The sequence below is a fragment of the Mycobacterium timonense genome (assembly GCF_025821985.1).
Taxonomy (GTDB): domain Bacteria; phylum Actinomycetota; class Actinomycetes; order Mycobacteriales; family Mycobacteriaceae; genus Mycobacterium; species Mycobacterium avium.
Map to the genome: position 1 here is coordinate 62,058 of NZ_JACKSY010000065.1, position 25,670 is coordinate 87,727.

Consider the following 25,670-nt stretch of genomic DNA (forward strand, 5'->3'; position numbering starts at 1 on the left):
GATGAGGCGCGATGAGGTGGGCACCCCACCCGGGGAAGAGCGGCGCTGATGGCTGTATTCGGTAGGCGCGCCCGCAGGGGCGACGACGAGGACACCCCGGTCGGCGCGGAGATCCCCGAACCCGACCCGGTGGTGGCGCACGACGACGCGGACGAGCAGGCCGCCGACGAGCTCGAGGGTCCGTTCGACATCGACGATTTCGACGACCCCGCCGTGGCGGAGCTGGCCCGGCTGGACCTGGGCTCGGTGCTGATCCCGATGCCGGAGGCCGGCCAACTGCAGGTGGAGTTGACCGAAACCGGTGTGCCGAGCGCGGTTTGGGTCGTCACAGCCAACGGCCGTTTCACCATCGCGGCCTACGCGGCGCCCAAGACCGGCGGGCTGTGGCGCGAGGTGGCCGCCGAGCTGGCCGAGTCGCTGCGCAACGACTCGGCCAAGGTCAGCATCCAGGACGGGCCCTGGGGGCGGGAGGTGGTCGGCACCGCCGCCGGCGTGGTGCGCTTCATCGGCGTCGACGGCTACCGGTGGATGATCCGCTGCGTCGTCAACGGCACCCACGAGACGATGGAGGCGCTCGAGCAGGAAGCGCGAGCGGCGTTGGCGGACACCGTCGTTCGCCGCGGCGACACCCCCCTTCCGGTGCGCACGCCGCTGCCGGTGCAGCTGCCCGAGCCGATGGCCCAGCAGCTGCGGGAGGCCGCGGCCGCGCAGCAGGCCGCCGCGCAGCAAGCCCAGTCCCAGCAGTCGCCGGGCAACGAGCCGGCCGCGCGGCGCAGCGCCGACGGGTCGGCCATGCAACAGCTGCGCACCACCACCGGCGGCTGACTCGGCCGCTCGGGACTACAGCTCGGCCAGCGCGGCCAGGCAGGCCGCGCCCAAGGCGGTGGGGTCGGCGCCGATCTGATCCAGCGTCACCGTGCGCAGCGCCGCCCGCGGCGCGGCGGCCACCCAGTCCCGGCCCGCCTGCAGCGGGTGAATCGGGTCGTCGAGCGCGGCCGCCACCGCCAGCGGCGCGGTCAACCCGGCCAGCTCATCGCGGCTCGGCGCCACGTAGCCGGCCGCCTCTTCCATGGCGTCGGGCAGGTGCGGCCACTGCGCGCCCCACGAGCGGGTCAGCTCGTCGGCCAGCCACGCCGGGCTGGACGCGCGCATCTGGATCGTCGTCGCCGCCAGCCCGTCGGCGCGCAACCGGGCGGCCGAATAGCGCGCCGCCAGCGCGGCCGGCGCCTCCTCGGGGGCCCCGGCCCAGGCCGGCAGCGCGGCCAGCACCGCGACCGCCCGATCGGGATGGGCCAGCGCCCACGCGGCCGCCACGGCCGCGCCGATCGACACGCCGCCGACCGCGATCGGTCCTCGGCGCGCCGCGTCGTCCAGCGCCTCCAGATAGCCCGCCACCAACCGGTCGGGCCGCGGCGGCGGGGCCACCAGCACCGCGCCCACCCCGGCGAGCGGACCCGAGAATGCCCGGTGAACGTAGTCGTCGTCGGAGCCGGTGCCGGGCAACAACACGGCCCTGACACCGCGCAGATCGACCACCACCCCTTGATAGTGCCCCGGCGTTCACCGGGGCTCCAACCGGGGTGTTTGAGTCGGTTGGCGCGGGGGAACCAAGAGGTCTACGGTGTCCGTTGGCATAAATGGAAGCGTCGAGGCTTATCAGCATTGTCAGGAGTGGCCATGGGGGCCCAAGGGTATCTGCGCCGGCTCACCCGACGGTTGACGGAGGATCCGGAGCAACGCGACTCCGAGGAACTGTCCGACGAGGTCGCCAGCACCGGCGCGCAACGTGCGATCGACTGCGAGCGTGGCCAGGAGGTCACCATGGTCGGCACGCTGCGCAGCGTGGAATGTAACGGCCGGGCCTGCGCCGGCGGCGTGCGCGCCGAGCTGTTCGACGGCAGCGACACCGTCACCCTGGTGTGGCTGGGCCAGCGCCGCATCCCGGGCATCGACTCGGGCCGCACCTTGCGGGTGCGCGGCCGGCTGGGCAAGCTGGAGAACGGAACCAAGGCGATCTACAACCCGCACTACGAAATTCAACGGTGACCGTCCCCGACGACATGGGGGCAATCCCGTCCCCCGGGGAGCCGGGCTCATCGGAACAAATGACCACTAACCGCATCAATCCCGAACGTCTGCTGGCACAGGCAGGCGGAGTCAGTGGTGTCATCTACTCGTCGCTGCCGGTGGTCGTGTTCGTCATCGCGTCGAGCGTGTCCGGCCTGGTCGCGGCGATCGCGGCCGCGCTGGGGGTGGCCGCGCTGGTGCTGCTGTGGCGCCTGGTGCGCCGGGACTCGCCGCAGCCCGCGATCTCGGGGTTCTTCGGTGTGGCGCTGTGCGCGCTGATCGCCTACGTGGTGGGCGAGTCCAAGGGCTACTTCCTGCTGGGCATCTGGATGTCGTTGCTGTGGGCGGTGGTGGTCGCCGCGTCGGTGCTGATCCGCCGCCCGTTGGTCGGCTACGCGTGGAGCTGGGCCGGCGGGCGCGGCGACGGCTGGCGCAGCGTGCCGCGGGCCGTGTACGCGTTCGACGTCGCCTCGCTGTGCTGGGTGCTGGTGTTCGCCGCCCGCTTCGTGGTGCAGGGGCTGCTGTACGACGCCGACCGCACCGGCTGGCTGGCGGCGGCGCGGATCGGGATGGGCTGGCCGCTGACCGTGCTGGCCGCGCTGGCCACCTACGCCGCGATCAAGTCGGCGCAGCGGGCCATCGCCGCGGTCGAGCTGGGCTCCGGCGCCGCCGGCGAGTAATCCGGCGGCCACTAGCCGAGCAGCAGTTTCTGCAGTTCCTCTTCGGCCTCGGCCACCGCGACGAACAGCAGCTCGTCGCCGCCTTCCAGCGGCTCGTCCTCCTCGGGCACGATCACGCGCGGCCCGCGCAGGATGGTCACCAGCGCGGCGTCGCGGGGCAGCTGCAGCCGGCGCACCGGCTTGCCGCCCCACGGGGTGTCGTCGGGCAGCGTGATCTCGACCAGGTTCGCCTGCCCCTTGCGGAATTCCATCAGCCGCACCAGATCACCGACGGCGACGGCCTCCTCGATGAGCGAGGCCAGCATGCGCGGCGTCGACACCGCCACGTCCACCCCCCAGGCGTCGGTGAACAGCCATTCGTTGCGCGGATCGTTGACCCGGGCCACCACCCGCGGCACCGCGAACTCGGTTTTGGCCAGCAGGCTCAGCACCACGTTGGCCTTGTCGTCGCCGGTGGCGGCCACCACCACGTCGAACTCCTGCAGCTGCACCGACTCCAGCAGGCTCAGCTCGCAGGCGTCGCCCAGCCGCCAGTGCGCGGCCGGGATGGCGTCGACGTCGACGTGATCGGGGTTGCGTTCGATCAGGGTCACGTCGTGCCCATTGGCCAGAAGTTCCCGGGTGACCGAGCGGCCGACCGCGCCGGCGCCGGCGACAGCTACCTTCATTTGCGCCGCTCCTCGTACCCGGCTTGCCCATAGGGCAAGCCGGCTCCTTCGTCGTCGGCGGTCTTCATGTGCGCCGCTCCTCGTACCCGGCTTGCCGACCAGGCAAGCCGGCTCCTTCGTCGTCGGCGGTCTTCATGTGCGCCGCTCCTCGTGGTTCACAGGTCTTCGCTCGGCGGTAGCGCGGCGATGGCCGCCGCCTCGGCCGCGCGGCCCGATATCGCCGCCACGTAGACCTGGTCGCCGGCCTGGATGACCGACTTGGGCTCGGGCAGCACGCCCGACCCGAACCGGATCAAGAACGCGACGCGGGCGCCGGTGGCCTGCTCGAGATCGGTGACCCGGTGCCCGATCCAGTCCTCGTGCAACACGACCTCGGACACGGCGACGGTGCCGGTCGGGTCGCGCCACTTGGCCGTCTGGGTCTCCCGCAGCAGCGCGTTGAGCAGACGGTCGGTGGTCCAGGGCACGGTCGCGATGGTGGGAATGCCGAGGCGCTCGTAGACCTCGGCGCGCTTGGCGTCGTAGATGCGGGCCACCACCCGCTTGACGCCGAACGTCTCGCGGGCCAGCCGCGCCGAGATGATGTTGGAGTTGTCGCCCGAGGACACCGCGGCGAACGCGTCGGCCTCCTCGATGCCGGCCCTTAGCAGCACATCCCGGTCGAAGCCCTGGCCCAGCACCCGCTCGCCGGCGTATTCGGGGCTGAGCCGGTTGAAGGCGGTGCTGTCGCGGTCGATGACCGCGACGTCGTGACCGATGCGCGACAGCCCGTCGGCGACCGAGGACCCGACCCGGCCGCAGCCCATCACCACTACACGCACATCCAGATCCTCTCGGCCGCGTCTGGCGCCGTCACCGGCAACGCACGTCGGCAAGCCGTTTCGGTCGGCGAACATTCTCGCCTACGAACGCTACCGGCATACTCGCCGGGGCTTACTCTTGGCTCTCGTGTCCAAACTTTCAACCGCCACTCGTCGGTTGCTTATCGGTCGGCCGTTTCGCAGCGACCGGCTGAGTCACACCCTGCTGCCCAAGCGGATCGCCTTGCCGGTGTTCGCCTCCGACGCGTTGTCCTCGGTGGCGTATGCGCCCGAAGAGGTGTTTTTGATGCTGTCGGTGGCCGGGGTGAGCGCGTACGCGCTGACGCCCTGGATCGGCCTGGCGGTGGCCGCGGTGATGTTGGTGGTGGTGGCCAGCTACCGGCAGAACGTGCACGCCTACCCGTCCGGCGGCGGGGACTACGAGGTGGTCACCACCAACCTCGGCGAGACCGCCGGCCTGGTGGTGGCCAGCGCGCTGATGGTGGATTACGTTCTGACCGTTGCGGTTTCGACGGCCTCGGCGATGGCCAACATCGGCTCGGCGGTCCCGATCGTGGCCGAACACAAGGTGTTCTTCTGTGTGGCCGCCATCCTGTTGGTGATGGCGTTGAACCTGCGCGGGGTGCGCGAGTCCGGGGTGGCCTTCGCGATCCCGACGTATGCGTTCATCATCGGGGTGCTCACGATGATCGGCTGGGGGCTGTTCCGGATCTTCGTGCTGGGCAACCCGCTGCGGGCGGAATCCGCCGGATTCGAAATGCATGCGCAGCACGGCCAGGTCGTCGGCTTCGCGCTGGCGTTCCTGGTGGCGCGGTCGTTCTCCTCCGGGTGCGCGGCGCTGACCGGTGTCGAGGCGATCAGCAACGGGGTGCCGGCGTTCCAGAAACCCAAGTCGCGCAACGCCGCCACGACCCTGCTGATGCTGGGCGGCATCGCCGTCACGCTGCTAATGGGCATCATTGTGCTGGCCGAGAAGATCGGGGTGAAACTCGTCGAGGACCCGGCGACGCAGCTGAGCGGGACGCCGCCGGGCTACTACCAGAAGACCCTGGTCACCCAGCTGGCGCAGGCGGTGTTCGGCGGCTTCCACATCGGGTTCCTGCTGATCGCCACCGTGACCGCGCTCATCCTGGTGCTGGCCGCCAACACCGCGTTCAACGGGTTCCCGGTGCTCGGCTCGATCCTGGCGCAGCACAGCTACCTGCCGCGGCAACTGCACACCCGCGGCGACCGGTTGGCGTTCTCCAACGGCATCCTGTTTTTGTCCGGGGCGGCGCTGCTGGCGATCATCGCCTTCCGCGGCGAGGTCACCGCGCTGATCCAGCTCTACATCGTCGGCGTGTTCATTTCGTTCACGCTGAGCCAGATCGGCATGGTGCGGCACTGGACCAGGTTGCTGCGCACCGAGACCGACCCGGCCGCGCGGCGCAAGATGATGCGCTCCCGGGCGGTCAACACCGTCGGATTGCTTTCCACCGGCGCGGTTTTGCTGGTGGTCCTGATCACCAAGTTCGCCGCCGGGGCGTGGATCGCCCTGTTCGCGATGAGCTTGCTGTTCGGGATCATGAAGATGATCAACCGGCACTACAACACGGTGAACCGCGAATTGGCCGAGCAGGCCGCCGACCAGGACGACGTGGTGTTGCCCAGCCGCAACCACGCCGTGGTGCTGGTGTCGAAGCTGCACCTGCCGACGCTGCGTGCGCTGGCCTACGCCCGGGCCACCCGGCCCGACGTGCTCGAGGCGGTGACGGTCAGTGTCGACGACGCCGAAACCCGCGATCTGGTGCACAAGTGGGAGGAGGCCGACATCAGCGTCCCGCTCAAGGTCATCGCCTCGCCCTACCGCGAAATCACCCGCCCGGTACTGGAATACGTCAAGCGGGCCAGGGAAGAGTCGCCGCGCACCGTGGTCACGGTGTTCATTCCGGAGTACGTGGTCGGCCACTGGTGGGAGCAGGTGCTGCACAACCAGAGCGCGCTGCGGCTCAAGGGGCGGCTGCTGTTCATGCCGGGGGTGATGGTGACTTCGGTTCCCTGGCAACTGAGTTCGTCGGAGCGGCGCAAGACCCTGGAGCCGCACATGGCCCCGGGCGACGCCCGGCGGGGAATCTTCGATTGACCCGCCCGGGGCCGCCCCCGGTGGGCGAGCTGACGCTGACCACCGGCAGCCCGGCCAACGGCGGCAGCTGCGTGGCGCATCACGAGGGCCGGGTGGTGTTCGTCCGGTACGCGCTGCCCGGTGAGCGGGTCCGGGTTCGGGTCACCGCCGACCGCGGATCCTATTGGCACGCAGAGGTTCTCGACGTCATCGAGGCGGCGGACGGCCGCATCGAGTCGCTGTGCCCGATCGCCGGGGTGGACGGCGCCGGGTGCTGCGACCTGGCTTTCGTGCGGCCCGAGGCGGCCCGGGCGCTCAAGGCCGCGGTGGTGGCCAATCAGCTGGAGCGCCTCGGCGGGCATCGCTGGGCCGGCGAGGCCGAACCGCTGGGGAATACCGGGCCGACGGGGTGGCGCACCCGGGTCCGGCTGGACGTGGGCGCCGACCGCCGGCCGGGCTTTCACCGGTACCACAGCGAGGAATTGGTGACCGACCTGCGCTGCGCGCAGCTGCCGCCCGGCATGCTGGACGGCATCGCCGAGACCCAGTGGCCGTCGGCCGCCCAGCTGCACGTGGCCGTCGACGACGACGGCGCCCGCCACGTGGTGCGCACCCTGCGGCAGGGCCGGCGCACCGCGACCAAGGTCATCGAGGGACGCTACGAGGCGGTGCAGCGGGTGAGCGGGCGCAGCTGGCGGGTGCCGGTGACCGCGTTCTGGCAGGCGCACCGCGACGCGGCGGCGACCTACCGCGCCCTGGTGCTCGACTGGGCGCAGCCCGGCGCCGGCATGACCGCGTGGGATCTCTACGGCGGCGCAGGCGTTTTCGCCGCGGCGCTGGGCGAGGCCGTGGGCGCGTCCGGGCGGGTGCTCAGCGTCGACACCTCGCGGGCGTCCACCCGGGCCGCCCGGGCGGCGCTGGCCGACCTGCCCCAGGTGCAGGTCGTCACCGACTCGGTGCGCCGCGCCCTGGCGGCGCAACGAACCCCCGCCTTGAAAGCAGACGTGGCGGTGCTGGATCCGCCGCGGGCCGGCGCCGGGCGCGAGGTCATCGACTCGCTGGCCGCCGCCGGTGTGCCCCGCATCGTCCACATCGGTTGTGAGGCAGCCTCTTTCGCCCGCGACATGGGAACCTACCTGGGGCACGGCTACACCGTCGAGAAGATCAGGGTGTTCGACGCGTTCCCGCTCACCCATCACAGCGAATGCGTCGCGCTGCTGACGCGGTGAGTTTCGCACTCGCCGAGCGTGGGGGGTATGGACGAAAAACGAACGAGGTTCGTACCCAGGCCCCACGCTCGACGCCGAATCAGCCCCACACGAAATAGCGCAGCCACAGATACAGCGCGGACAGCGCGACCGAGACCGCGGTGACCACCACGCCCTTGCGGGTGAACTCCCAGAAGGAGATCGGATTGTCGGCCCGGCGGGCGATCCCGAGCAGCACGATGTTGGCGCTGGCGCCGATCGCGGTGAGGTTGCCGCCGAAGTCCGTGCCCAGCGCCAGCGACCACCACAACACTGCGGGGTTGGCGTGGTCGCCCAGGGCCGGCACCAGGTCGGCGACCACCGGCGCCATCGTCGCGGCGTACGGGACGTTGTCGACGATCCCGCTGATGACGACCGACGCGACGAGGATGACCATCGTCGCGGTCAGGGTGTTGCCGCCGGTGGCGGTGATCGCCAGGCGGGCAAGGTGTTTGACGACGCCGGTCTTCACCAGGGCGCCGACCATGACGAACAGGCCGGCGAAAAACAGCAGCGTGTCCCACTCCACGCCGGACAGGTAGTCGGCGGGCTGCAACCGCGACGCCACCACCAGGATGCCGGCGCCCAACAGTGCCACCAGCGAGGGTTCCAGGTGCAGCGGCCCGTGGGCGATGAACGCCGCGAACACCGCCAGCAAGACCACCCCGCAGGTGACCAGCAACCGGGGATCGCGGATGGCCTCCTTTTCCTCCAGCGACATCACGTCGGCCACCCGCTCGGGATCGACGGTGAAGGCTCCGGGAAAAAGCCTGGGCAGCAACGCAATCAGCACGCCGACGACGATGACCACGATGGGCGCCAGATGAACCAGGAAGTCGTTGAAACTCAGCCCGCCCCTGCTGGCGATGATGATGTTGGGCGGGTCGCCGACCAACGTCGCCGCGCCGCCGACGTTCGACGCGAACACCTCGGCCATCAGGAACGGGGCCGCGGTGATCGCCAGGCGATCGCACACCAGCAGGGTCACCGGGGCGATCAGCAGCACCGTGGTCACGTTGTCCAGCAGGGCCGACGCGAGCGCGGTCACCAGCACCAGCAGGATCATGACGCGCAGCGGGGAGCCCCGGGCCCGCTTGGCCGACCAGATCGCGACGTACTCGAAGACACCGGTTTGGCGCAGCACGCTGACGATGATCATCATGCCGAGCAGCAAAAAGATTACGTCCCAATCGATTCCGGTCTCGCGCGAGTAGAAGACGTCGTCCGAACGGATCATCGGCAACGTGATGACCACCGCGGCGCCGGCCAGCGCGACGAACGTCTTGTTGACGCGATCGCTGGCGATCAGGGCGTAGGCCACCACGAACACCGCAATCGCGATGAGGCTCATCTATGTCCCACCCGATTCAAGGCCGCAGCGCCGCCCCGAGCACCCGCGATGCGGTGATCACCCCGATCAGCCGGCCCTCCTTGACCACCGCGACGAGCGGGCTGCGCAGCCGCGCCATCAGCGCGGCCACCTCGATGATGGTGTCGTCCGCGTCGGCCGGGGGCACGTCGACCAGGTGGTCCGGCAACACGTCGCGCACCGTCTTGCCGCGCAGCTTCTCCGCGCAGCGGTCGGCCACCGACTCGTTGAGCACCCCGGCCAGCGACGGATCGTCCTGCACGTAGCGGGGCACGATGAAGCGCACGACCTGTGAGGCGGGCAGCACCGCGAACGGTTTACCGGACGCGTCGGTGACGACGATCCCGGGCAGCCGGTGCTCGGCCAGCAGCCGGGTGGCGTCCAGGGCGTCGGAGTCGACCGAGACGACCGGGAAGTCCTCGGCCAGTTCCGCCGCGCGCATACCCAGGACAATACGACGAGCGCCGGCCACATTGATCAGTAGTGTTCCGCCGGGCGCTGCGTAGACTGACGGGATGCTGGAACAGATCCGCGGGCCCGCTGATCTGCAGCACCTTTCGACGCATCAGCTCCGCGAACTGGCCGCCGAGATTCGCGAGTTCCTGATCCACAAGGTCGCTGCCACCGGGGGGCATCTGGGGCCCAACCTCGGCGTGGTCGAGCTGACGCTCGCGCTGCACCGGGTGTTCGACTCGCCGCACGACCCGATCATCTTCGACACCGGCCATCAGGCCTACGTGCACAAGATGCTGACGGGGCGGGCGCACGAGTTCGAAAGCCTGCGCAAAAAGGGTGGCCTGTCGGGGTATCCGTCGCGCAGCGAAAGCGAACACGACTGGGTGGAGTCCAGCCACGCCAGCGCCGCCCTGTCCTACGCCGACGGCCTGGCCAAGGCCTTCGAGCTGAGCGGGCACCGCAACCGGCACGTGGTCGCGGTGGTCGGCGACGGCGCGCTCACCGGCGGCATGTGCTGGGAGGCGCTGAACAACATCGCCGCGTCCGGCCGCCCGGTGATCATCGTGGTCAACGACAACGGCCGCAGCTACGCGCCGACGATCGGCGGGGTGGCCGACCACCTGGCCACGCTGCGGCTGCAACCCGCCTACGAGCAGGCGCTTCAGCGGGGCCGCGACGCGCTGCGGGCGCTGCCGCTGGTGGGCAAGTTCGCCTACCGGGTGATGCACAGCGTCAAGGCCGGCATCAAGGACTCGCTGTCGCCGCAGCTGCTGTTCACCGACCTCGGGCTGAAGTACGTCGGCCCCGTCGACGGCCACGACGAACGCGCGGTGGAGGCCGCGCTGCGCCATGCCCGCGGCTTCGGGCGCCCGGTGATCGTGCACGTGGTGACCCGCAAGGGGATGGGCTACGCGCCCGCCGAGGACGACGAGGCCGACCAGATGCATTCCTGCGGCGTGATCGACCCGGTCACCGGGCAGGCCACCAAGGTCGCCGGGCCCGGCTGGACGGCGACCTTCTCCGACGCGCTGATCGGCTACGCCCGCAAGCGCCGCGACATCGTGGCCATCACCGCGGCCATGCCCGGGCCCACCGGGCTGACGCCGTTCGGCCAGCAGTTCCCCGACCGCCTGTTCGACGTCGGCATCGCCGAACAGCACGCGATGACCTCGGCGGCCGGTCTGGCCATGGGCGGCATGCACCCGGTGGTGGCCATCTACTCGACGTTCCTCAACCGCGCCTTCGACCAGATCATGATGGACGTCGCGCTGCACCGGCTGCCGGTCACCATGGTGCTGGACCGGGCCGGCATCACCGGTTCGGACGGCGCCAGCCACAACGGCATGTGGGACCTGTCCATCCTCGGCGTCGTGCCCGGCATGCGGGTGGCCGCACCCCGCGACGCCGCCCGGTTGCGCGAGGAGCTCGGCGAGGCGCTCGACGTCGACGACGGGCCCACGGCGCTGCGCTTCCCCAAAGGTGATGTGGGCGAGGACATTCCGGCGATCGAGCGGCGCGGCTCCGGCCTGTCGGGCGTCGACGTGCTGGCCCTGCCGGCCAGCGGCTGCAACCACGACGTGCTGCTGATCGGTGTCGGCGCGTTCGCGCCGATGGCCCTGGCGGTGGCCAGGCGGCTGGCGGATCAGGGCATCGGCGTCACGGTCGTCGATCCGCGCTGGGTGCTGCCGGTCTCGGATTCCATTCTGGAGCTGGCGGCCCGGCACAAGCTGGTGGTCACCTGCGAGGACAACGGCGTCAACGGCGGGGTGGGGTCGGCGGTCTCGGCCGCGCTGCGCCGCGCCGAGCTCGACGTCCCTTGCCGCGACGTCGGATTGCCGCAGCGGTTCTACGAGCACGCCTCCCGCGGGGAGCTGCTGGCGGATCTGGCCCTGACCGACCAGGACATCGCCCGCCGCATCACCGGCTGGGTCGCCGCGCTGGGCAGCGGCGTGGCCGAGGCCGAGATCCGCGAGCACCTCGACTAGTCACGGGTCTCAGCGCCCGCCCGGCCCGGCGCGGCCGGTGCGCGTCAGCCGTCGTCGTCCGCAACCGCCGGCGGCGGCTGCTGCAGCGCCCGGGCCAGAACCGGATCCACCAACTCGCGCTGCCAGGGCCGGGCGTGCCCGGCGCACAGGAACGCCTCGACCGCCGCGAACGGGTCGGGGGTGGGCTCCCAGTCCCAGCACAGCCGTCGCACCAGGTCCGGCGCGACCAGGTTCTCGGTGGGGACGTGCACGCGTTCGGACACCTCGGCCAGCGCCGCGCGCGCGGCCTCCAGCCGCGCGGCCGCCTCCGGTTTGCGCCGGCTCCACCGCGCCGGCGGCGGCGGTCCGTTCGGCGGTTCGGAGTCCACCGGCGGATTCTCGCTCTGCCGGGCCGCATCCAGCGCCGCCAGCCAGGTCGCGGCGCTGCGCCGTTGATTGCGCCCGCCGAACACCGGCAGCGCCACCAGCTCCTCGATGGTCGTCGGGTTGGCCAGGGCGGCCTCGATGATCGCCGAGTCGGGCAGGATGCGCCGCGGGGCGATGTCGCGGCGCTGCGCGATGCGGTCGCGCGTCAACCACAGTTCGCGCACCGCGGCCAGGCCGCGCTGATCGCGCACCCGATGGATTCCCGACGTCCGCCGCCACCGGTCGCGCCGCGCGGCGGGGCCCGGCTCCTTGGAACCCGCCTGCCGCAGATAGTCGAATTCCTGTGCGGCCCAATCGGTTTTGCCCTGCTCCGCCAGCACATCGGCGATCGCGGCGCGCAGCTCGATGAGCAGCTCCACATCCAGGGCGGCGTAGTTGAGCCATTCGGCGGGCAGCGGGCGCTTGGACCAGTCGGCCGCGCCGTGGCCCTTGGCCAGCCCGAAGCCCAGCAGCCGCTCGACCATGGTCGCCAGGTTCACCCGCTCGAACCCGGCCAGCCGACCGGCCAGCTCGGTGTCATACAGCGCCGGCGGCCGCATGCCCACCTCCGCCAGACAGGGCAGGTCCTGATCCGCGGAGTGCAGAATCCACTCGTCGCTGCCGAGCACCTCGGCCACCGGTCGCAGCGCTCGCACCGGGTCGGCGCCGTGGCTCACCGGGTCGATCAACGCGGTGCCGGCCCCGGCCCTGCGGATCTGGATCAGGTAGGCCCGGTTGGAGTAGCGGAATCCCGACGCCCGCTCGGCGTCCACCGCGAACGGCCCGCGGCCGCGGTCCAGCCGCCGCGCCGCGTCCTCGATGTCGGGCACGCTGGCCGAGATCGGCGGGACGCCTTCGGACGGGTGCGGCAGCGGGATGGGAGCGGGCACGCCGCTACCCGGCCCCTCGGCCGACGGTTCGCCCATGCTAGGCGCGTGACCGCGAGCTCAGGTCGGTGACTCCGGCGGGCGGCAGCCCCGCGGCGTGCTCGAGCACCTCGCAGAACGCCTGCACGTGCGCGCCCACCGCGGGCGACGTCGCGGTCCAGGACGCCCGCAGCTCGAGCTGGTGGGCACGCGGCGGTCCGGAGATGTCGCCGTAGCGCACCGACGTGGTGGCGGTGACGGTGCCGCCCAGCGCGACGACGTGTTGCATGCGTGACTCCAGTGCCTCGACCAGCCAGCTCCACGCTACTTCAGGAAGCAGCGGATCCACCGCCTCGCTGGGGTCGAGGTCGGCCTGGATGTAGGCCACCATGCGGATGGTGCCGTCCCAGGCGTCGGCGCCTTCGGGGTCGTACAGCAGGATCAACCGGCCGAAGGCGTCACCGTCGGACCGTTCCGGAATGATTTCGCGGTCGGGATGTTTGACCTCGGCGCCCAGGGCGTAGCTGTGGGGCGCCAGGCGTTGCGGCGGCCGGATCGGACCCAGCTCGATCTCCGGCCGCATGACGACGGCGTTCATCGCCGCTACCGCCTCGCGGAATGGGGCCGGTTCGGATGAGGTCACTTGACGCCGCTCCTGTTCATCCCGGCCGTTCTGCATCGTCACAGCGCGGGTCACAGGGATCGACGGTAGACCCATCGGCCGACACGCCGCGACAGGCGCGCCGGGTTATACACCCGCCGCGACCAAGCCGTTACCGGGCCTCCACCAAAGCTATATGTCCAGCTCAGGTGGCAGATCCGCCGGTGAAGCGGGCGGCGCGTTTCTCCCGGTGCGCGGCCAGGCCTTCCTGCACGTCGGGCCCGCTGAAACTGAGGAATTCCAGCCCCACCGAGGTCTCGAAGGTGGGGCCCATCATGCGGTACCAGTGATTGAGGCTGCGCTTGGTCCATTGGATGGCGTGCTGGGCGCCCTGCGCCAGTTTCCCGGCGATGCCCGCGGCGGTGGACAGCACGTCGTCGTCGTCGACGCACAGCGACACCAGGCCGATCCGCTCGGCCTCCTCGCCGAGCAGCGTCTCGCAGGTCAGCAGGTAGTACTTGGCCTTGGCCATGCCGACCAGCAGCGGCCAGCAGATGGCGGCGTGGTCGCCGGCGGCCACGCCCAGCTTGGTGTGCCCGTCGATTAGCTTGGCGGTGCGGCCGGCCACCGAGATGTCAGCGAGCAGGGCCACCACCAGGCCCGCGCCCACGGCCGGCCCGCGGATCGCCGACACCACCGGGGTGTCGCAGTTGATCATGTTGTGCACCAGGTCGCGCGCCTCCCGCATGATGCGGACCCGGCCCTGGTAGTCGCCGATGGTCTCGTCGATCAGGTCGAAGCTGCCGCCGGAGGAGAAGGCCTTGCCCTCACCGCGGACCAGCACCGCGCGCACCGCCGGGTCGCGGTCGATCACCGGCCAGATGTCGGCCAGGTCGCGGTGCATCTGCGGCCCCACCGAATTCAGACCCGGCGAGTCGAGCACCACCGTCAGCACCCCGTCGTCGCCGAGTTCGCAGCGCAGGCTGGGGAAGTCGTGGTAATCGACCGGCGGGTGGCTGACTGGCACGGTCGTCGATACTACGCAGCGACGCCGTCATGGCAGCATTGAGCCCGATGAACAGCAGCGCGCGTACCCGCCGCGACCTTCCCGAGTCGCCGTATCTGGCCGCGGTGAACGGCCGCAAACCCCACCGGGTTCCGGTGTGGTTCATGCGGCAGGCCGGCCGGTCGCTGCCCGAATACCGGGCGCTGCGGGCCCAGCACGACATGCTGTCGGCCTGTTTCGACGCCGAGCTGGTCTGCGAGATCACGCTGCAGCCGGTGCGCCGGCACGACGTCGACGCGGCGATCCTGTTCTCCGACATCGTGGTGCCGCTGCTGGGCGCCGGCATCGACCTGGACATCGTGGCGGGCGTCGGGCCGGTGATCGCATCGCCGGTGCGCACCGCCGCGGACGTGGCCGCGATGAAACCGCTTGAACGGCAACGGGTTCAGCCGATCGCCGATGCGGTGAGGCTGCTGGTGTCCGCGCTCGGTGAGGTTCCGCTGATCGGCTTCGCGGGTGCGCCGTTCACGCTGGCGTCCTATCTGATCGAGGGCGGGCCCAGCCGCCACCACGCCCGCACCAAGGCGATGATGCTGGCCGACCCGGACAGCTGGCACGCCCTGATGGAGAAGTTGACCGACATCACCGTGGGCTTCCTGCGGGTGCAACTGGACGCCGGGGTGGACGCCGTGCAGGTGTTCGACTCGTGGGCCGGGGCGCTGTCGCTGGCCAACTACCGCAGCTACGTGCAGCCGCACAGCGCCCGGGTGTTCGCGGCGCTGGCCGATTACGGCGTGCCGATGACGCACTTCGGGGTGGGCACCGCCGAACTGTTGGGGGCGATGTCGGCCGCCCTCAAACCGGCGCCCGCGACGGTGGTGGGCGTGGACTGGCGCACCGCGCTCGCCGACGCGGCGACCCGGGTGATGCCCGGCACCGCGCTGCAGGGCAACCTCGATCCGGTGGTGCTGCTGGCCGGGTGGCCGGTGGTGGAGACGGCGGCGCGGGCGGTGGTGGACGACGGGCGGCGCGCCGTCGACGCCGGCGCGGCCGGGCACGTGTTCAACCTCGGCCACGGGGTGCTGCCCGAAACCGATCCCGGTGTGCTGACCGAGCTGGTGTCACTGGTCCACTCGCTATGACGGCCCGCTCGTATTGTGTTGTGGGCGGCGGTATTTCGGGGCTGACGGCGGCCTACCGGCTGCGGGTGGCGGCCGGCGACGACGCGGTGATCACGCTGCTCGACCCGGCGCCGCGGCTCGGCGGCATCCTGCGCACCGAGCCGGTCGGCGGCGTGCCGATGGACCTGGGCGCCGAGGCGTTCGTGCTGCGCCGCCCCGAGCTGCCCGCACTGCTGAGCGAACTGAATCTGACTGGTCGCCAACGCGTTTCGACCGGCGCACGCCCGCTGATCTACAGCCGGGGACGGCTGCATCCGCTGCCCACCGGCACGGTGGTGGGCATCCCGTCGTCGGCGGCGTCGATGGCCGGACTGGTCGACGAGGCGACGCTGGCCCGGATCGACGCCGAACCGCGGCGGCCGCTGCGCTGGCGCCCCGGCAGCGATCCCGCGGTGGCCGACCTGGTGGGCGATCGGTTCGGCGAGCAGGTGGTGTCGCGGTCGGTGGATCCGCTGCTGAGCGGGGTGTACGCCGGCTCGGCGGCCACCATCGGGCTGCGCGCGGCCGCCCCCACCGTGGCGGCGGCCCTGGACCGCGGCGCCGCCAGCCTGACCGACGCGGTCCGGCGGGCCCTGCCGCCGGCCACCGGGGCGCCGGTGTTCGGTGCGCTGGACGGCGGCTACCGGGTGCTGGTCGACGAGCTGGTCGCGCGCGCCCGCCCGCGGCGGGTCCGGGCCGCGGCGGCCCGGCTGGAACCCGCCGGGCCGGGATGGGCCGTGGTCGACGACGCCGGTGCCCGCCGGCACGCCGACGCGGTGATCCTGGCCGTGCCGGCGCGGGAGGTCGCGCGGCTGCTGGCCGGGATCGCCCCGCGCAGCGCTGCCGCCGCCGGCCGCGTCGTCGCCGCGTCGTCGGTGGTGCTGGCGCTCGCGGTGCCGGGCGACACCGCGTTTCCCGACTGCTCCGGCGTGCTGGTCGCCACCGGCGAGCGGTTGCGGGCCAAGGCCATCACGCTGTCGTCCAAGAAATGGGGGACGCGCGCGGACGTGCAGCTGCTGCGCTTGTCGTTCGGCCGGTTCGGCGACCAGGTGGCCGCCCGCACCCCCGACGAGGAGCTGCGCGGCTGGGCGCTGGCCGACCTGGCCGCCGTGTTCGGGCTGGATGTCCGCCCGGTGGACGTGCGGGTGCAGCGCTGGCTCGACGCCATGCCGCAGTACGGGCCCGGCCATGCCGAGCTGGTCGGCGAGCTGCGCGCGGGCCTGCCGCCGACGCTCGCGGTGGCCGGCGGCTACCTGGACGGCATCGGGGTGCCCGCCTGCGTGGGCGCGGCCGGGCGCGCGGTCGAGGCCCTTCAGGCGGAAGTGGCACGATAGGTCGCATGGCCAAGCTTGACTATGACGCGCTGAACTCGGCGATCCGCTACCTGATGTTCTCGGTGTTCGCCGTGCGCCCGGGCTCGTTGGGGGACCAGCGGGACGAGGTCGTCGACGACGCGTCGCGGTTCTTCAAACAACAGGAGGAGCGCGGCGTCGTGGTGCGCGGGCTCTACGACGTGGCGGGCATGCGCGCCGACGCCGACTTCATGATCTGGACGCACGCCGAAACCGTCGAGGCGCTGCAGGCGACCTACGCCGATTTCCGGCGCACCACCGCGCTGGGGCGGGTGAGCTCGCCGGTGTGGAGCAGCGTGGCGCTGCACCGGCCGGCCGAGTTCAACAAGAGCCACATCCCGGCGTTTTTGGCCGGCGAGGAGCCCGGCGCCTACATCTGCGTGTATCCCTTTGTGCGGTCCTACGAGTGGTATCTGCTGCCCGACGAGGAACGCCGCCGCATGCTCGCCGAACACGGCATGGCCGCCCGCGAGTACAAGGACGTCCGCGCCAACACGGTGCCGGCGTTCGCGCTCGGCGACTACGAGTGGATCCTGGCCTTCGAGGCGCCCGAACTGCACCGCATCGTCGACCTGATGCGCGAGCTGCGCGCGACCGACGCCCGCCGGCACACCCGCGCGGAGACCCCGTTCTTCACCGGTCCCCGGGTGCCCGTCGAGCAGCTGGTGAATTCGCTGCCGTGACTGCATCGTTCGATCCCGCCGACCCCGCCCGCTTCGAGGAGATGTACCGCGACCAGCGGACGTCGCACGGATTACCCGCCGCCACGCCGTGGGACATCGGCGGCCCGCAGCCGGTGGTCCGCCAGCTCGTCGCGCTCGGCGCGATCAAGGGTGAGGTGCTCGACCCCGGCACCGGCCCGGGTCATCACGCGATTTACTATGCGTCCCAAGGTTTTTCGGCGACCGGGATCGACGGCTCGGCGGCCGCCATCGAGCGGGCCCGGGCCAACGCGCGCAAGGCCGGGGTGTCGGTGAATTTCGAGTTGGCCGACGCGACGAAGCTGGACGGCTTCGACGGCCGGTTCGACACGGTGGTCGACTGCGCGTTCTACCACGTCTTCGCCACCGAGCCCGAGCTGCGCAGCTCGTATGCGCGGGCGCTGCATCGGGCCACCAAACCGGGCGCCCGGCTGTACATGTTCGAGTTCGGCGAACATGACGTCAACGGCTTCAAGATGATGCGGTCGTTGTCCGAGAACGACTTTCGCGACGTGCTCCCCGCCGCCGGCTGGGAGATCAGCTACCTGGGGCCGACCACCTACCAGGTCAACCTCAGCGCCGAGACGATTCAGATGATGGCTGCTCGCAATCCCGACATGGCCGACGAGGCGGCGAAGTTGCTGGAGCGCTTCCGCGCGATGGAGCCGTGGCTGCAGCGCGGCCGGGTGCACGCCCCATTCTGGGAAGTGCACGCCACCCGGGTGGACTGACTGCTCCTTTCTTCGGCCGCGAGACTTAAACCATGGCTCCGGTTTCCGGCGTGTCGCGTGCGTGGTTTAAGTGTCGCGGTAGCCGCGACGGGTTAGTGCATCACGTGTGCGTCGCACCACGTCGTCAGGCTTGTCCTCGGCGATCACCCGGACGACGATCCACCCCAGTTCTTGCAGCGTGCGCAGCCGAGCCTGGTCGCGCGCGTACTGCCGCCGATTGGTGCGGTGGTGATCGCCGTCGTACTCGGCGGCCACCAGATAATCCTCCCAACCCATGTCGAGCACGGCGATGAGCCGCCAGTTCTGTTGGACCGGTATTTGCGTGGCGGGTACCGGAATTCCGGCATCGATCAGCAGGAGGCGTAGCCAGCTCTCCTTTGGCGACGCGGCTCCGGGGTCCACCAGCGGGAGGGCCGCACGCAGCTTTCGCAGCCCCCGCGCCCGTGGACGCCGCTCGGCCAGCATCAGCACTTCCTCGGTCGAGAACGGTGTCGCCCGCATCAACGCGTCGAGTCGCGCCACCGCCTCGCCGCGGGGCCGTTGCCTGGCCAAGTCGAACGCGGTCCTGGCCGGGGTGGTGACCGGCAGACCGGCGACCCGGGTGATCTCGTCGGGCTCGAGCCGCTGGTTGCGCGTGATCACGCCGGCCGGCGGATGCGGGTTGCGCCAGATCAGCTCGATGGGCTCGTCGTCGTCGATCCAGCTCGACCCGTGCAGCGCTGCGGCGGCCAACCCGGCGAGGACGCCGCGGCGGCCCGACCACAACCACGCCGCCACCGAACGTGTGCGCAGCGAGCGCGCGGCGTGGGCGGGCAGATAAATGTCGGGATAGATGGCGCGGAATTGCGCTCGCAATCGGTGGCGGCTCAAGGTTCCGCGCCGCACGGCGTCGCTACCCACAAACGCGTCGTCCACGCATGAACTGACGCCGGGGCGGAGCCGGGGGATCCGCGAAACTTAAACCAGGGCGCCCGTTTCCGGCGTGTCGCGTGCGTGGTTTAAGTGTCGTCGCAGCGCGCGAGGGCAAGGGCAACAGGCGTCGCGCAAATCAGGACGGCACCAGCCGCAGGCAGATCGAGTTGATGCAGTAGCGCTGATCGGTCGGCGTCGGGTAGCCCTCGCCGGTGAACACGTGGCCCAGGTGGCTGTGGCAGTTCGCGCACAGCACCTCGGTGCGCGTCGTGCCCAAAGAGTGGTCCGGCCGCAGGATCACCGCATCGGAGTTCGCCGGGTCGTAGAACGACGGCCAGCCGCAGTGCGACTCGAATTTCTCTGTGCTGCGGAACAATTCGGCCCCGCAGGCCCGGCACTGGTAGACGCCCTCGGTCTTGGTGTCGGTGTATTCACCGGTGAAGGGTCGCTCGGTGCCGGCCTGGCGCAGCACGTGGAACTCCTCCGGGGTGAGCCGCTGGCGCCACTCGTCGTCGGTCAATTGCACCTTCGGACTGGTCATATTGCGCCGCTCCTCCTCATCGCTGCGCTCTGCACCGTCGCCGGCGCGTCATGTCTCCACGCTAGCGCTAATGGCGGTGACCCGCTGCGCCCGGCTGCGCCGCGCTTGCGATCACCGCGCAGCGCTACTCGCGCCCGGCTGCGCCGCGCTTGCGATCACCGCGCCGCTACTCGCGCCCGGCCGTCAGCCATGCCGGATCGATGCCGCGATCCAGCCGGTCCTCGGCCTTGGCGTCCAGATACCGGTAGCACAGCACGCTGAACACCACGATCAGCAGCAGCGACCACCCGTAGGTGATCTTGAGGTATTCCAGCGCGCGGCCGTAGCGCATCCAGTTGAACAGCAGCCAGCGGTCCAGCGTCATGAAGCCGTAGATCCCCAGCCACGCCGGCCAGTTGCGGATCAGCGAGTTGGGCAGCACCACCGTCATCAAGAACGGGAACAGCATCATCGAGTAGTAGCCCTGGGCCAGCGGCAGCACCAGCCACGACCACAGCAGCAGCACGCCGGCGGAATTGGTGAACCAGAACCGCGGATCGCGGGTGCGGTAGTAGCGGTACAGCAGCCACAGCGCGCCGATCGCGATCAGCGTGAATAGGATTCGCATGAACACGATCAGCCAGGTGGGCAGGCCGAAGTACACGCCGTTGCCCTCGATCGAGCTGTTGAAGTAGTCCCGCACGCCCCCGATGTAGGGCAGGGTGCGGGTGACGAAGTCCATCGGGTCGCTGACCAACGGCCACGCCGCCGCGTTGATGAGGATCGGGATCGCGAACGCGGGCACCAGCGCCCGCCACTGCCGGTTCAGCAGCGGCAGCAGCAGCAGCGGCCCCAGCACCGGCTTGAGGGTGAGCGTCAACCCGATGGCCGCCCCGGCCCACCACTGGCGGCCGACCCGGCCGTCCAGCAGCCAACGCAAAAACAGCATCTCGGCGAGCAGCACGCAGCCGTTGATGTTGGTGAACACCAGCGTGTTGGTCACGGTCTCGGTGCAGAACATGGCCAGCAGCAGCGCCGGCGCGGCGACGGAGGACAGCGTGTAGCCGAACAGCCGCAGCAGCAGGTACCAGGCGATCAGGATCGCCACGGTGTTGATCAGGATGAACAGGTACCGCGACGGATACTCGGGCAGATAACCGAACGGGGCCATCAGCAGCGTGCCGCCGGGCGGATACAGGTAGTGCGGGTCGACGTAGTCGAAGTGCTCGTTGTAGATGTCCCAGCCGCGCCGGAAGTTCAGCACCGCCCGGTAGACGGGTTTGAAGTCGTCGGTGATGTTCCCGTTGGTGGTGACCACGATGCTGCGGTGCAGCACCGAGAAGATGGCGATCGGCCACAACGCGGACCGCAGCACGGTCGCGACGCTGGGTGCGCTGGTGCGGGGACGAAAGGCGGCCTGGATCCAATCACGCAAGCCGGTCGATTCAGCTGCCGTCACCAGCGCACCGTACACCGGCGCGCCGGGCGATCCGAAAGCAGCGTCAGGCCGGGCAGTAGGTGTCGGTGTTGGGCAATTTGCCGCTGCCCAGGTAGCCGATCAGCGGCGGAACCGCGCAGCCCGAATAGATGCTGGCGCCGTGTCCGATGCCCTGCCACATCACCCGCTTGCTGGCCGCGTTGGCGTTGATGATCCCCGCCGCGGTCGCCGCCACCCCGTCGGTGCCGACGATCGGGTCGTTCTGCACGCCGAGCAGCAGCACGTCGACCTTGAGGCTCTTCGGCGACGGCGGCGGCGAGCCGGTGGGCCAGTGCACGCACTTGACCATGTTGAGCGCGGCGACGGTCCCGAACTGCGGATAGAGCTTGCCCCAGGCCACCACCAGCTCGCGCACCCGGTCCGGCGTCGGGCGGTTGACCGCGTCGCTGCAGACGTTGACGAACTGGCCGTCCGAGTCCTGCATCGCGTTGGCGTGGTTGATCAGGTTGTTCAGCGCGTTGGTGTCGCCGGAGCGGGCGCTGGCCAGCGCGTTGGCCAGGTCGGTGGTGGCGTTGACGCGCCCGCCGGACGGGAAGCCCAGCGCGACGGTGATCGCGTTGGCCACCTGCGCCACCGACACGCCGCCGGGACCCTTGCCGGCGCGGGCGTCGGCGAGCAGCGCGCTGACCGCGCCCTTGGGGTCGGGGCCCAGCGCGCAGTTCACCGCGATGCACTGGGCGGCGAAGGCGTCCAGCGCGGCCTGCTGTCCCTTGACCTGTTGCTCGGCGGCGGCTTCGGCGTTGACGCCCAACGCGACCGGGGAGTCGAGGATCAACCGGGCCACCTTGTCCGGCCGCGACCCGGCGTAGGCCAGCGCCACCTGGGCGCCGTTGCCGATCCCGATCAGCGCCAGCGCGGGCACGTCCCAGGTGCTGCGCAACCGCTCGATGTCGGAGGCGGCGTGCGCGTCGTCGTAGGCCGACGCCCCCGGCGCGATCGCGTCGGTGCAATTGGTGGTGGCGGTGTTGGCGACCTCGGACAGGTTGGCCACCGGGTCGTCACCGGCCTGGAATTGCGACTGATCACGCATCTGCTGGCGGTCGAACTTGTCCCGGCAGTCGATGGGGCTGGACATGCCGATGCCGCGGCGGTCGACGGCGACGATCGGGTGCGCGGCCAGCACGTCGGCGCCGGCCCGCGACAGCCACACCGGCAGCTGCGCCGACGACGGCAGGTCCGAGCCGGTGGTGAACACCAGCGGGCCCGCGTCGCGGGGCGTCTGATTCGACCGGGCGCGCACCACGCCGACGCTCAGGGCACCGCCCCCGCCGTTGACCGGGTCCAGGTCGGCGTCGTAGTTCGCGCAATCCAGCTGGATGCCGGGGGCGGGCGGGACGGCCGCGTCGGCGAACACCCGGGACGTGCAGTCGTGCCAGGCCAGGTCGTTTTTCGGGGCGGCGAGCGGCGGCGGGCCGCCCGGCGCCGGCTTGGAGGCGGCCGCGCCCTGGGGCCGCGCGCCGGAATTGGTGGCGAAGCGCGGGTCGGCGGCCAGGCCCGGGACGCAGCCGGCGAGCAACGCGGTCACCGCCACCAGGATCGTGGCGCACGGGTGGGGCCGACTCATGCCGACCACAGTAGCTAGCACCTGACGTAGCGGGTGTACAGGTAGCCGGCGTCGTCGGTCAGCACGTGCGCGCAGCGCATCCGGGTTAGCAGCTGGCCCGGCCCGGTGGCGATGCGCCGGGCGTGGCCGCCGACGAGGTAGGGCGCGATGGTCAGGCACAGCTCGTCCAGCAGTTGGCGTTCCAGCAACGAATTCAGCAGCGTCGGACCGCCTTCGGTGAGGATGCGCCGCATCCCGCGCTCGCCGAGCAGGGCCAGCATGGTGGCCTCGTCGACCCGCTCCGGGTCGCCGGCCGAGCAGTCCAGCACCTCGCACAGGCCGCTGAGCAGCCGGCGGGTCTGGTCGGCGGCCGCGGCGCAGGTGAGCACCAGCGGCGGCACCTCGGTGCGGGTGAACACCGCCATGTCCCGGTTCAGGTGGCCGGATTTGGTCACGATCCCCAGCGGCGGGACCTCGCTCTGGCCGCGGGCCTGGCGCTGCTGACGCTGGGCGACGCCGAGCTGCGCGCCGGAGTAGCCCTCGATGCGCACGGTGCCCGCCCCCACCACGATGACGTCGGCGAGTTCGCGCAGCAGGTTGAAGACGGACCGGTCGCCCGGCCCGCCCATGGCGCCGCTGCTGCCGTCGGCGGTGGCGCCGCCGTCGATGCTGGCGATGAAGTTGGCCCGCACCCAGGTTCCGGCGTGCCCGTCGGGATAGTCGTACAGGCCGGGGAGTTCGCCGTCGTCGATCTCGCGTACCGACCCCAGCAGCGACAGCGGCGTCTCCGGAAGGGCCATGCGTCTGATTGCAGCACGCGGTTACAGTGCGTGCATGCACGGGTCCGGCTCCGCGTCCGCGTCGGCCGGTGTGGCGCACCTGGTGGACCGGCATCCCACGGTGTCGCCGCAGCGGCTGATCGCCCAGCTGCGACCGCCCCCCACCTTCGCCGACGTGAGCTTTGCGACGTATCAGCCCGATCCGGCCGAGCCGACGCAGGCCGCCGCGGTCGCGGCCTGCCGGGAATTCTGCCGCCAAGCCGTGCAGCGCCGCGCCGGCCGGCGAAAACTGTTGGGACGACGCGAGATTCTGCCCGGCGTGGGCCTCTACCTGGACGGCGGGTTCGGGGTGGGCAAGACGCACCTGTTGGCGTCGGCCTACTACGAGCTGCCCGGTGACGGCCCGGTGCGCTCACCGGATGGCCCGGCGCCCAAGGCGTTTGCGACGTTCGGCGAGCTGACCCAGCTGGCCGGGGTGTTCGGCTTCGCCGAATGCGTGGACCTGCTGGCCGATTACACCGCGGTGTGCATCGACGAGTTCGAGCTCGACGACCCGGGCAACACCACGCTGGTCGCGCGGCTGCTCTCGTCGCTGGTCGAGCGCGGCGTGTCGGTGGCCGCCACCTCCAACACGCTGCCCGAGCAGCTCGGCGAGGGCCGCTTCGCCGCGCAGGATTTCCTGCGCGAGATCAACACGTTGGCAAGCATTTTCACCACCGTGCGGATCGAGGGGCCGGACTACCGGCACCGCGATCTGCCGCCGGCCCCGCCGCCGCTGTCCGACGCACAGGTGGCCGCGCGCGCCGCCGTCGTCCCAGGGGCGACGCTGGACGATTTCGACGCGCTGTGCGCGCATCTGGCCACCATGCACCCGTCGCGCTATCTGACCCTGATCGAAGGTGTCACCGCGGTGTTCTTGACCGGCGTGCACCGCATCGACGACCAGAACGTCGCGCTGCGGCTGGTGTCGCTGACCGACCGGCTCTATGACGCCGGGGTGCCCGTGCTGGCCTCGGGGGAGAAGCTGGACACCATTTTCAGCGCGGAGATGCTCTCCGGTGGATACCGCAAGAAGTACCTGCGGGCCATGTCCCGGCTGTTGGCGCTGACCGCCGGCGCTAACGAAGCGTACGGCTCATGAGGTAGTCGTCCTCTCGGCCGGCGCCCAGCTGAAAGGTTCTGGTGCCGCTGACCGTGAAGCCGTGCTTGGCGTAAAAGCGTTGTGCGCGTTGGTTTTTCTGGTTTACGCCCAGCCACACCCGGGTGACGCCCCAGCGGCCGGCAGTGTCCACCGCCAGGCGCATCAGTGCGGCCGCGGTCCCGGCGCCGTGCTGTTCGGGTGCGACGTAGATCTTCGACAGCTCGGCCGCGTCGCCGGCGAGGTCGTGAATGAGCATGGCGTAGCCGAGGATTCGGCCGTCGAGCTCGGCGGCCAGGATCGCGCGGTGCGGGTCGGCCAGATACCGGGCGAAACACTCGGCCGACAGGTTGGCGTCGATGAACGCCGCGATGTCCTCCCGCGCCGCCGACGTTGGGCACGCCAACGGGAACGTCCGCGCGGCCAGGTCCGCAAGCTGTTGAACGTCAACGGATTCCGTCGTGATGATTCGGACGGCGTGGGTGGCCGGCGCGGGCGTCAAAGATTCCACTGAGCCAGGTGATAGCCCGTCTTCTTGTCCAGCAGCACCACGTTGGAGACGGGGTCGCGGTAGGCGTCCCAGTACACCCCGCCGCGCACGATCGCGCCGTTGGGCGCGTTGACGAGCACGTTGTCCAGCGCGTCGGGCGCATCGGAGGCGCGCGGCTTGTAGGCGTCGGCGTTGGGGGTCACGCCGTTGAAACTGAACACGGTCGCCAGGATGTAGGGGTTGGGCACCCGGATGGCCCGGATGGTCACGTCGGCGCGGTCGACGGTGCTGCCGGGGAAGCCCTTGTATGTGCCCTCGCGGGTGTAGCCGAATCCCGGGGGCGGGTCGCAGGGCGCCACGCTGCTCACCGTGACGTCGGCGATGAAGGTGCCGTTGTCCACCCTCAGCGTGTCACCGATGTGCCCGATCGGCGCGTCCCCGGCCCAGGCGCGGGGGAGCGGGACCGCCCCGACGCCGGCCGCCGCAACCGGGAAGCCGATGAGGAAGGCGGACACGACCCTCAGCCAACGACGCATCCTCGCATGATCGCACACACCGTCGCGCCGAAGGGAGG

26 protein-coding genes are annotated in these 25,670 nt (G+C 70.8%); 11 read left to right on the forward strand and 15 right to left on the reverse strand.

Annotated elements, in window-relative coordinates; translation table 11 throughout:
• The first annotated feature begins 48 nt into the window (after positions 1 to 48).
• Positions 49 to 825, forward strand: coding sequence for a DUF3710 domain-containing protein (locus H7I87_RS15970; RefSeq protein WP_011725557.1), 777 nt, complete (start codon positions 49 to 51; stop codon positions 823 to 825).
• A gap of 15 nt (positions 826 to 840) precedes the next feature.
• On the opposite strand, the gene H7I87_RS15975 is transcribed toward H7I87_RS15970, so the two are convergent.
• Complete coding sequence (locus H7I87_RS15975; protein WP_033727152.1) at positions 841 to 1,539, reverse strand: hypothetical protein; 699 nt, start codon at positions 1,537 to 1,539, stop codon at positions 841 to 843.
• A 138-nt stretch (positions 1,540 to 1,677) separates the two neighbouring features.
• Between H7I87_RS15975 and H7I87_RS15980 the strand changes: the two genes are divergently transcribed.
• Both H7I87_RS15980 and H7I87_RS15985 read left to right on the forward strand, forming a co-directional pair.
• Positions 1,678 to 2,046: an OB-fold nucleic acid binding domain-containing protein gene (locus H7I87_RS15980; RefSeq protein WP_003875251.1), complete on the forward strand. Its 369-nt coding sequence runs from the start codon at positions 1,678 to 1,680 to the stop codon at positions 2,044 to 2,046.
• A 59-nt stretch (positions 2,047 to 2,105) separates the two neighbouring features.
• A complete protein-coding gene (locus H7I87_RS15985; RefSeq protein ID WP_033727150.1) occupies positions 2,106 to 2,747 on the forward strand; it encodes a DUF3159 domain-containing protein in 642 nt (213 codons plus the stop codon).
• A gap of 11 nt (positions 2,748 to 2,758) precedes the next feature.
• Here H7I87_RS15985 and H7I87_RS15990 read toward each other — a convergent pair whose 3' ends face one another.
• Positions 2,759 to 3,415: a potassium channel family protein gene (locus H7I87_RS15990; protein ID WP_003875253.1), complete on the reverse strand. Its 657-nt coding sequence runs from the start codon at positions 3,413 to 3,415 to the stop codon at positions 2,759 to 2,761.
• A 155-nt stretch (positions 3,416 to 3,570) separates the two neighbouring features.
• A complete protein-coding gene (locus H7I87_RS15995; protein WP_003878611.1) occupies positions 3,571 to 4,236 on the reverse strand; it encodes a potassium channel family protein in 666 nt (221 codons plus the stop codon).
• A gap of 127 nt (positions 4,237 to 4,363) precedes the next feature.
• On the opposite strand from H7I87_RS15995, the gene H7I87_RS16000 reads away from it, so the two are divergent.
• Positions 4,364 to 6,358 (forward strand): APC family permease, encoded by a 1,995-nt coding sequence (locus H7I87_RS16000; protein WP_011725553.1) that lies wholly within the window; start codon positions 4,364 to 4,366, stop codon positions 6,356 to 6,358.
• A 20-nt stretch (positions 6,359 to 6,378) separates the two neighbouring features.
• Positions 6,379 to 7,566: a class I SAM-dependent RNA methyltransferase gene (locus H7I87_RS16005; protein WP_132160558.1), complete on the forward strand. Its 1,188-nt coding sequence runs from the start codon at positions 6,379 to 6,381 to the stop codon at positions 7,564 to 7,566.
• 79 nt (positions 7,567 to 7,645) lie between these two features.
• On the opposite strand, the gene H7I87_RS16010 is transcribed toward H7I87_RS16005, so the two are convergent.
• Both H7I87_RS16010 and H7I87_RS16015 read right to left on the reverse strand, forming a co-directional pair.
• Positions 7,646 to 8,935, reverse strand: a complete 1,290-nt coding sequence (locus H7I87_RS16010; protein WP_033727147.1) for an ArsB/NhaD family transporter — start codon at positions 8,933 to 8,935, stop codon at positions 7,646 to 7,648.
• Between the two features lie 16 nt (positions 8,936 to 8,951).
• On the reverse strand, positions 8,952 to 9,395 hold the full coding sequence (locus H7I87_RS16015) for a CBS domain-containing protein (protein WP_009977925.1): 444 nt from the start codon (positions 9,393 to 9,395) through the stop codon (positions 8,952 to 8,954).
• A gap of 73 nt (positions 9,396 to 9,468) precedes the next feature.
• On the opposite strand from H7I87_RS16015, the gene dxs reads away from it, so the two are divergent.
• Positions 9,469 to 11,394 carry a 1-deoxy-D-xylulose-5-phosphate synthase gene (gene dxs / locus H7I87_RS16020; protein WP_010949732.1) on the forward strand — a complete coding sequence of 642 codons (1,926 nt, stop codon included), beginning with the start codon at positions 9,469 to 9,471 and terminating at the stop codon, positions 11,392 to 11,394.
• A 44-nt stretch (positions 11,395 to 11,438) separates the two neighbouring features.
• Here dxs and H7I87_RS16025 read toward each other — a convergent pair whose 3' ends face one another.
• The 3 genes from H7I87_RS16025 to H7I87_RS16035 all read right to left on the reverse strand — a co-directional run bounded on the left by H7I87_RS16025 (position 11,439) and on the right by H7I87_RS16035 (position 14,293).
• Positions 11,439 to 12,725: an HRDC domain-containing protein gene (locus tag H7I87_RS16025; RefSeq protein WP_033727146.1), complete on the reverse strand. Its 1,287-nt coding sequence runs from the start codon at positions 12,723 to 12,725 to the stop codon at positions 11,439 to 11,441.
• A gap of 1 nt (position 12,726) precedes the next feature.
• Positions 12,727 to 13,344 (reverse strand): DUF3000 domain-containing protein, encoded by a 618-nt coding sequence (locus H7I87_RS16030; protein ID WP_080708777.1) that lies wholly within the window; start codon positions 13,342 to 13,344, stop codon positions 12,727 to 12,729.
• A gap of 127 nt (positions 13,345 to 13,471) precedes the next feature.
• On the reverse strand, positions 13,472 to 14,293 hold the full coding sequence (locus H7I87_RS16035; RefSeq protein ID WP_003875262.1) for an enoyl-CoA hydratase/isomerase family protein: 822 nt from the start codon (positions 14,291 to 14,293) through the stop codon (positions 13,472 to 13,474).
• 47 nt (positions 14,294 to 14,340) lie between these two features.
• Here H7I87_RS16035 and hemE point away from each other — a divergent pair, with 47 nt between their 5' ends.
• From hemE to H7I87_RS16055, 4 genes are read left to right on the forward strand one after another with little or no spacing between them, the layout of a single operon-like run.
• Complete coding sequence (gene hemE / locus H7I87_RS16040) at positions 14,341 to 15,414, forward strand: uroporphyrinogen decarboxylase (RefSeq protein WP_023865255.1); 1,074 nt, start codon at positions 14,341 to 14,343, stop codon at positions 15,412 to 15,414.
• Positions 15,411 to 16,766 (forward strand): protoporphyrinogen oxidase, encoded by a 1,356-nt coding sequence (locus tag H7I87_RS16045; RefSeq protein ID WP_083071339.1) that lies wholly within the window; start codon positions 15,411 to 15,413, stop codon positions 16,764 to 16,766. Before hemE ends, H7I87_RS16045 begins: the two co-directional genes overlap by 4 nt.
• Before the next feature lie 5 nt (positions 16,767 to 16,771).
• A complete protein-coding gene (hemQ, locus tag H7I87_RS16050) occupies positions 16,772 to 17,467 on the forward strand; it encodes a hydrogen peroxide-dependent heme synthase (protein WP_023881083.1) in 696 nt (231 codons plus the stop codon).
• Positions 17,464 to 18,216: a class I SAM-dependent methyltransferase gene (locus H7I87_RS16055; protein WP_023881084.1), complete on the forward strand. Its 753-nt coding sequence runs from the start codon at positions 17,464 to 17,466 to the stop codon at positions 18,214 to 18,216. The genes hemQ and H7I87_RS16055 overlap by 4 nt, the downstream gene beginning before the upstream one ends.
• Positions 18,217 to 18,282: 66 nt before the next feature.
• Here H7I87_RS16055 and H7I87_RS16060 read toward each other — a convergent pair whose 3' ends face one another.
• The 5 genes from H7I87_RS16060 to H7I87_RS16080 all read right to left on the reverse strand — a co-directional run bounded on the left by H7I87_RS16060 (position 18,283) and on the right by H7I87_RS16080 (position 23,489).
• Positions 18,283 to 19,131: a type IV toxin-antitoxin system AbiEi family antitoxin gene (locus H7I87_RS16060; RefSeq protein ID WP_063967001.1), complete on the reverse strand. Its 849-nt coding sequence runs from the start codon at positions 19,129 to 19,131 to the stop codon at positions 18,283 to 18,285.
• A 133-nt stretch (positions 19,132 to 19,264) separates the two neighbouring features.
• Positions 19,265 to 19,669 carry a peptide-methionine (R)-S-oxide reductase MsrB gene (msrB, locus tag H7I87_RS16065; RefSeq protein WP_003875268.1) on the reverse strand — a complete coding sequence of 135 codons (405 nt, stop codon included), beginning with the start codon at positions 19,667 to 19,669 and terminating at the stop codon, positions 19,265 to 19,267.
• 166 nt (positions 19,670 to 19,835) lie between these two features.
• Positions 19,836 to 21,122 (reverse strand): arabinofuranan 3-O-arabinosyltransferase, encoded by a 1,287-nt coding sequence (aftC, locus tag H7I87_RS16070; RefSeq protein ID WP_023881085.1) that lies wholly within the window; start codon positions 21,120 to 21,122, stop codon positions 19,836 to 19,838.
• A 28-nt stretch (positions 21,123 to 21,150) separates the two neighbouring features.
• Entirely contained in the window at positions 21,151 to 22,710 is a 1,560-nt protein-coding gene (locus H7I87_RS16075; protein WP_139800071.1) for an alpha/beta hydrolase, read from the reverse strand.
• Positions 22,711 to 22,724: 14 nt separating this feature from the next.
• On the reverse strand, positions 22,725 to 23,489 hold the full coding sequence (locus H7I87_RS16080) for a pyrimidine reductase family protein (protein WP_063966999.1): 765 nt from the start codon (positions 23,487 to 23,489) through the stop codon (positions 22,725 to 22,727).
• Between H7I87_RS16080 and zapE the strand changes: the two genes are divergently transcribed.
• On the forward strand, positions 23,488 to 24,609 hold the full coding sequence (gene zapE / locus H7I87_RS16085; RefSeq protein ID WP_088295513.1) for a cell division protein ZapE: 1,122 nt from the start codon (positions 23,488 to 23,490) through the stop codon (positions 24,607 to 24,609). The genes H7I87_RS16080 and zapE overlap by 2 nt on opposite strands.
• Here zapE and H7I87_RS16090 read toward each other — a convergent pair.
• Positions 24,587 to 25,117: a GNAT family N-acetyltransferase gene (locus tag H7I87_RS16090; RefSeq protein ID WP_063966998.1), complete on the reverse strand. Its 531-nt coding sequence runs from the start codon at positions 25,115 to 25,117 to the stop codon at positions 24,587 to 24,589. The genes zapE and H7I87_RS16090 overlap by 23 nt on opposite strands.
• Positions 25,105 to 25,632: a hypothetical protein gene (locus tag H7I87_RS16095; RefSeq protein WP_003875274.1), complete on the reverse strand. Its 528-nt coding sequence runs from the start codon at positions 25,630 to 25,632 to the stop codon at positions 25,105 to 25,107. The genes H7I87_RS16090 and H7I87_RS16095 overlap by 13 nt, the downstream gene beginning before the upstream one ends.
• Positions 25,633 to 25,670: the final 38 nt, after the last annotated feature.

Coding starts and splice junctions, on each gene's coding strand:
- H7I87_RS15970 (WP_011725557.1), top strand. CDS start 49: ATGGCTGTATTCGGTAGGCGCGCCCGCAGGGGCGACGACGAGGACACC.
- H7I87_RS15980 (WP_003875251.1), top strand. CDS start 1,678: ATGGGGGCCCAAGGGTATCTGCGCCGGCTCACCCGACGGTTGACGGAG.
- H7I87_RS15985 (WP_033727150.1), top strand. CDS start 2,106: ATGACCACTAACCGCATCAATCCCGAACGTCTGCTGGCACAGGCAGGC.
- H7I87_RS15990 (WP_003875253.1), bottom strand. CDS start 3,415: ATGAAGGTAGCTGTCGCCGGCGCCGGCGCGGTCGGCCGCTCGGTCACC.
- H7I87_RS16010 (WP_033727147.1), bottom strand. CDS start 8,935: ATGAGCCTCATCGCGATTGCGGTGTTCGTGGTGGCCTACGCCCTGATC.
- H7I87_RS16015 (WP_009977925.1), bottom strand. CDS start 9,395: ATGCGCGCGGCGGAACTGGCCGAGGACTTCCCGGTCGTCTCGGTCGAC.
- dxs (WP_010949732.1), top strand. CDS start 9,469: ATGCTGGAACAGATCCGCGGGCCCGCTGATCTGCAGCACCTTTCGACG.
- H7I87_RS16025 (WP_033727146.1), bottom strand. CDS start 12,725: ATGGGCGAACCGTCGGCCGAGGGGCCGGGTAGCGGCGTGCCCGCTCCC.
- H7I87_RS16030 (WP_080708777.1), bottom strand. CDS start 13,344: ATGCAGAACGGCCGGGATGAACAGGAGCGGCGTCAAGTGACCTCATCC.
- hemE (WP_023865255.1), top strand. CDS start 14,341: ATGAACAGCAGCGCGCGTACCCGCCGCGACCTTCCCGAGTCGCCGTAT.
- H7I87_RS16045 (WP_083071339.1), top strand. CDS start 15,411: ATGACGGCCCGCTCGTATTGTGTTGTGGGCGGCGGTATTTCGGGGCTG.
- hemQ (WP_023881083.1), top strand. CDS start 16,772: ATGGCCAAGCTTGACTATGACGCGCTGAACTCGGCGATCCGCTACCTG.
- msrB (WP_003875268.1), bottom strand. CDS start 19,669: ATGACCAGTCCGAAGGTGCAATTGACCGACGACGAGTGGCGCCAGCGG.
- H7I87_RS16075 (WP_139800071.1), bottom strand. CDS start 22,710: ATGAGTCGGCCCCACCCGTGCGCCACGATCCTGGTGGCGGTGACCGCG.
- zapE (WP_088295513.1), top strand. CDS start 23,488: ATGCGTCTGATTGCAGCACGCGGTTACAGTGCGTGCATGCACGGGTCC.
- H7I87_RS16080 (WP_063966999.1), bottom strand. CDS start 23,489: ATGGCCCTTCCGGAGACGCCGCTGTCGCTGCTGGGGTCGGTACGCGAG.
- H7I87_RS16095 (WP_003875274.1), bottom strand. CDS start 25,632: ATGCGTCGTTGGCTGAGGGTCGTGTCCGCCTTCCTCATCGGCTTCCCG.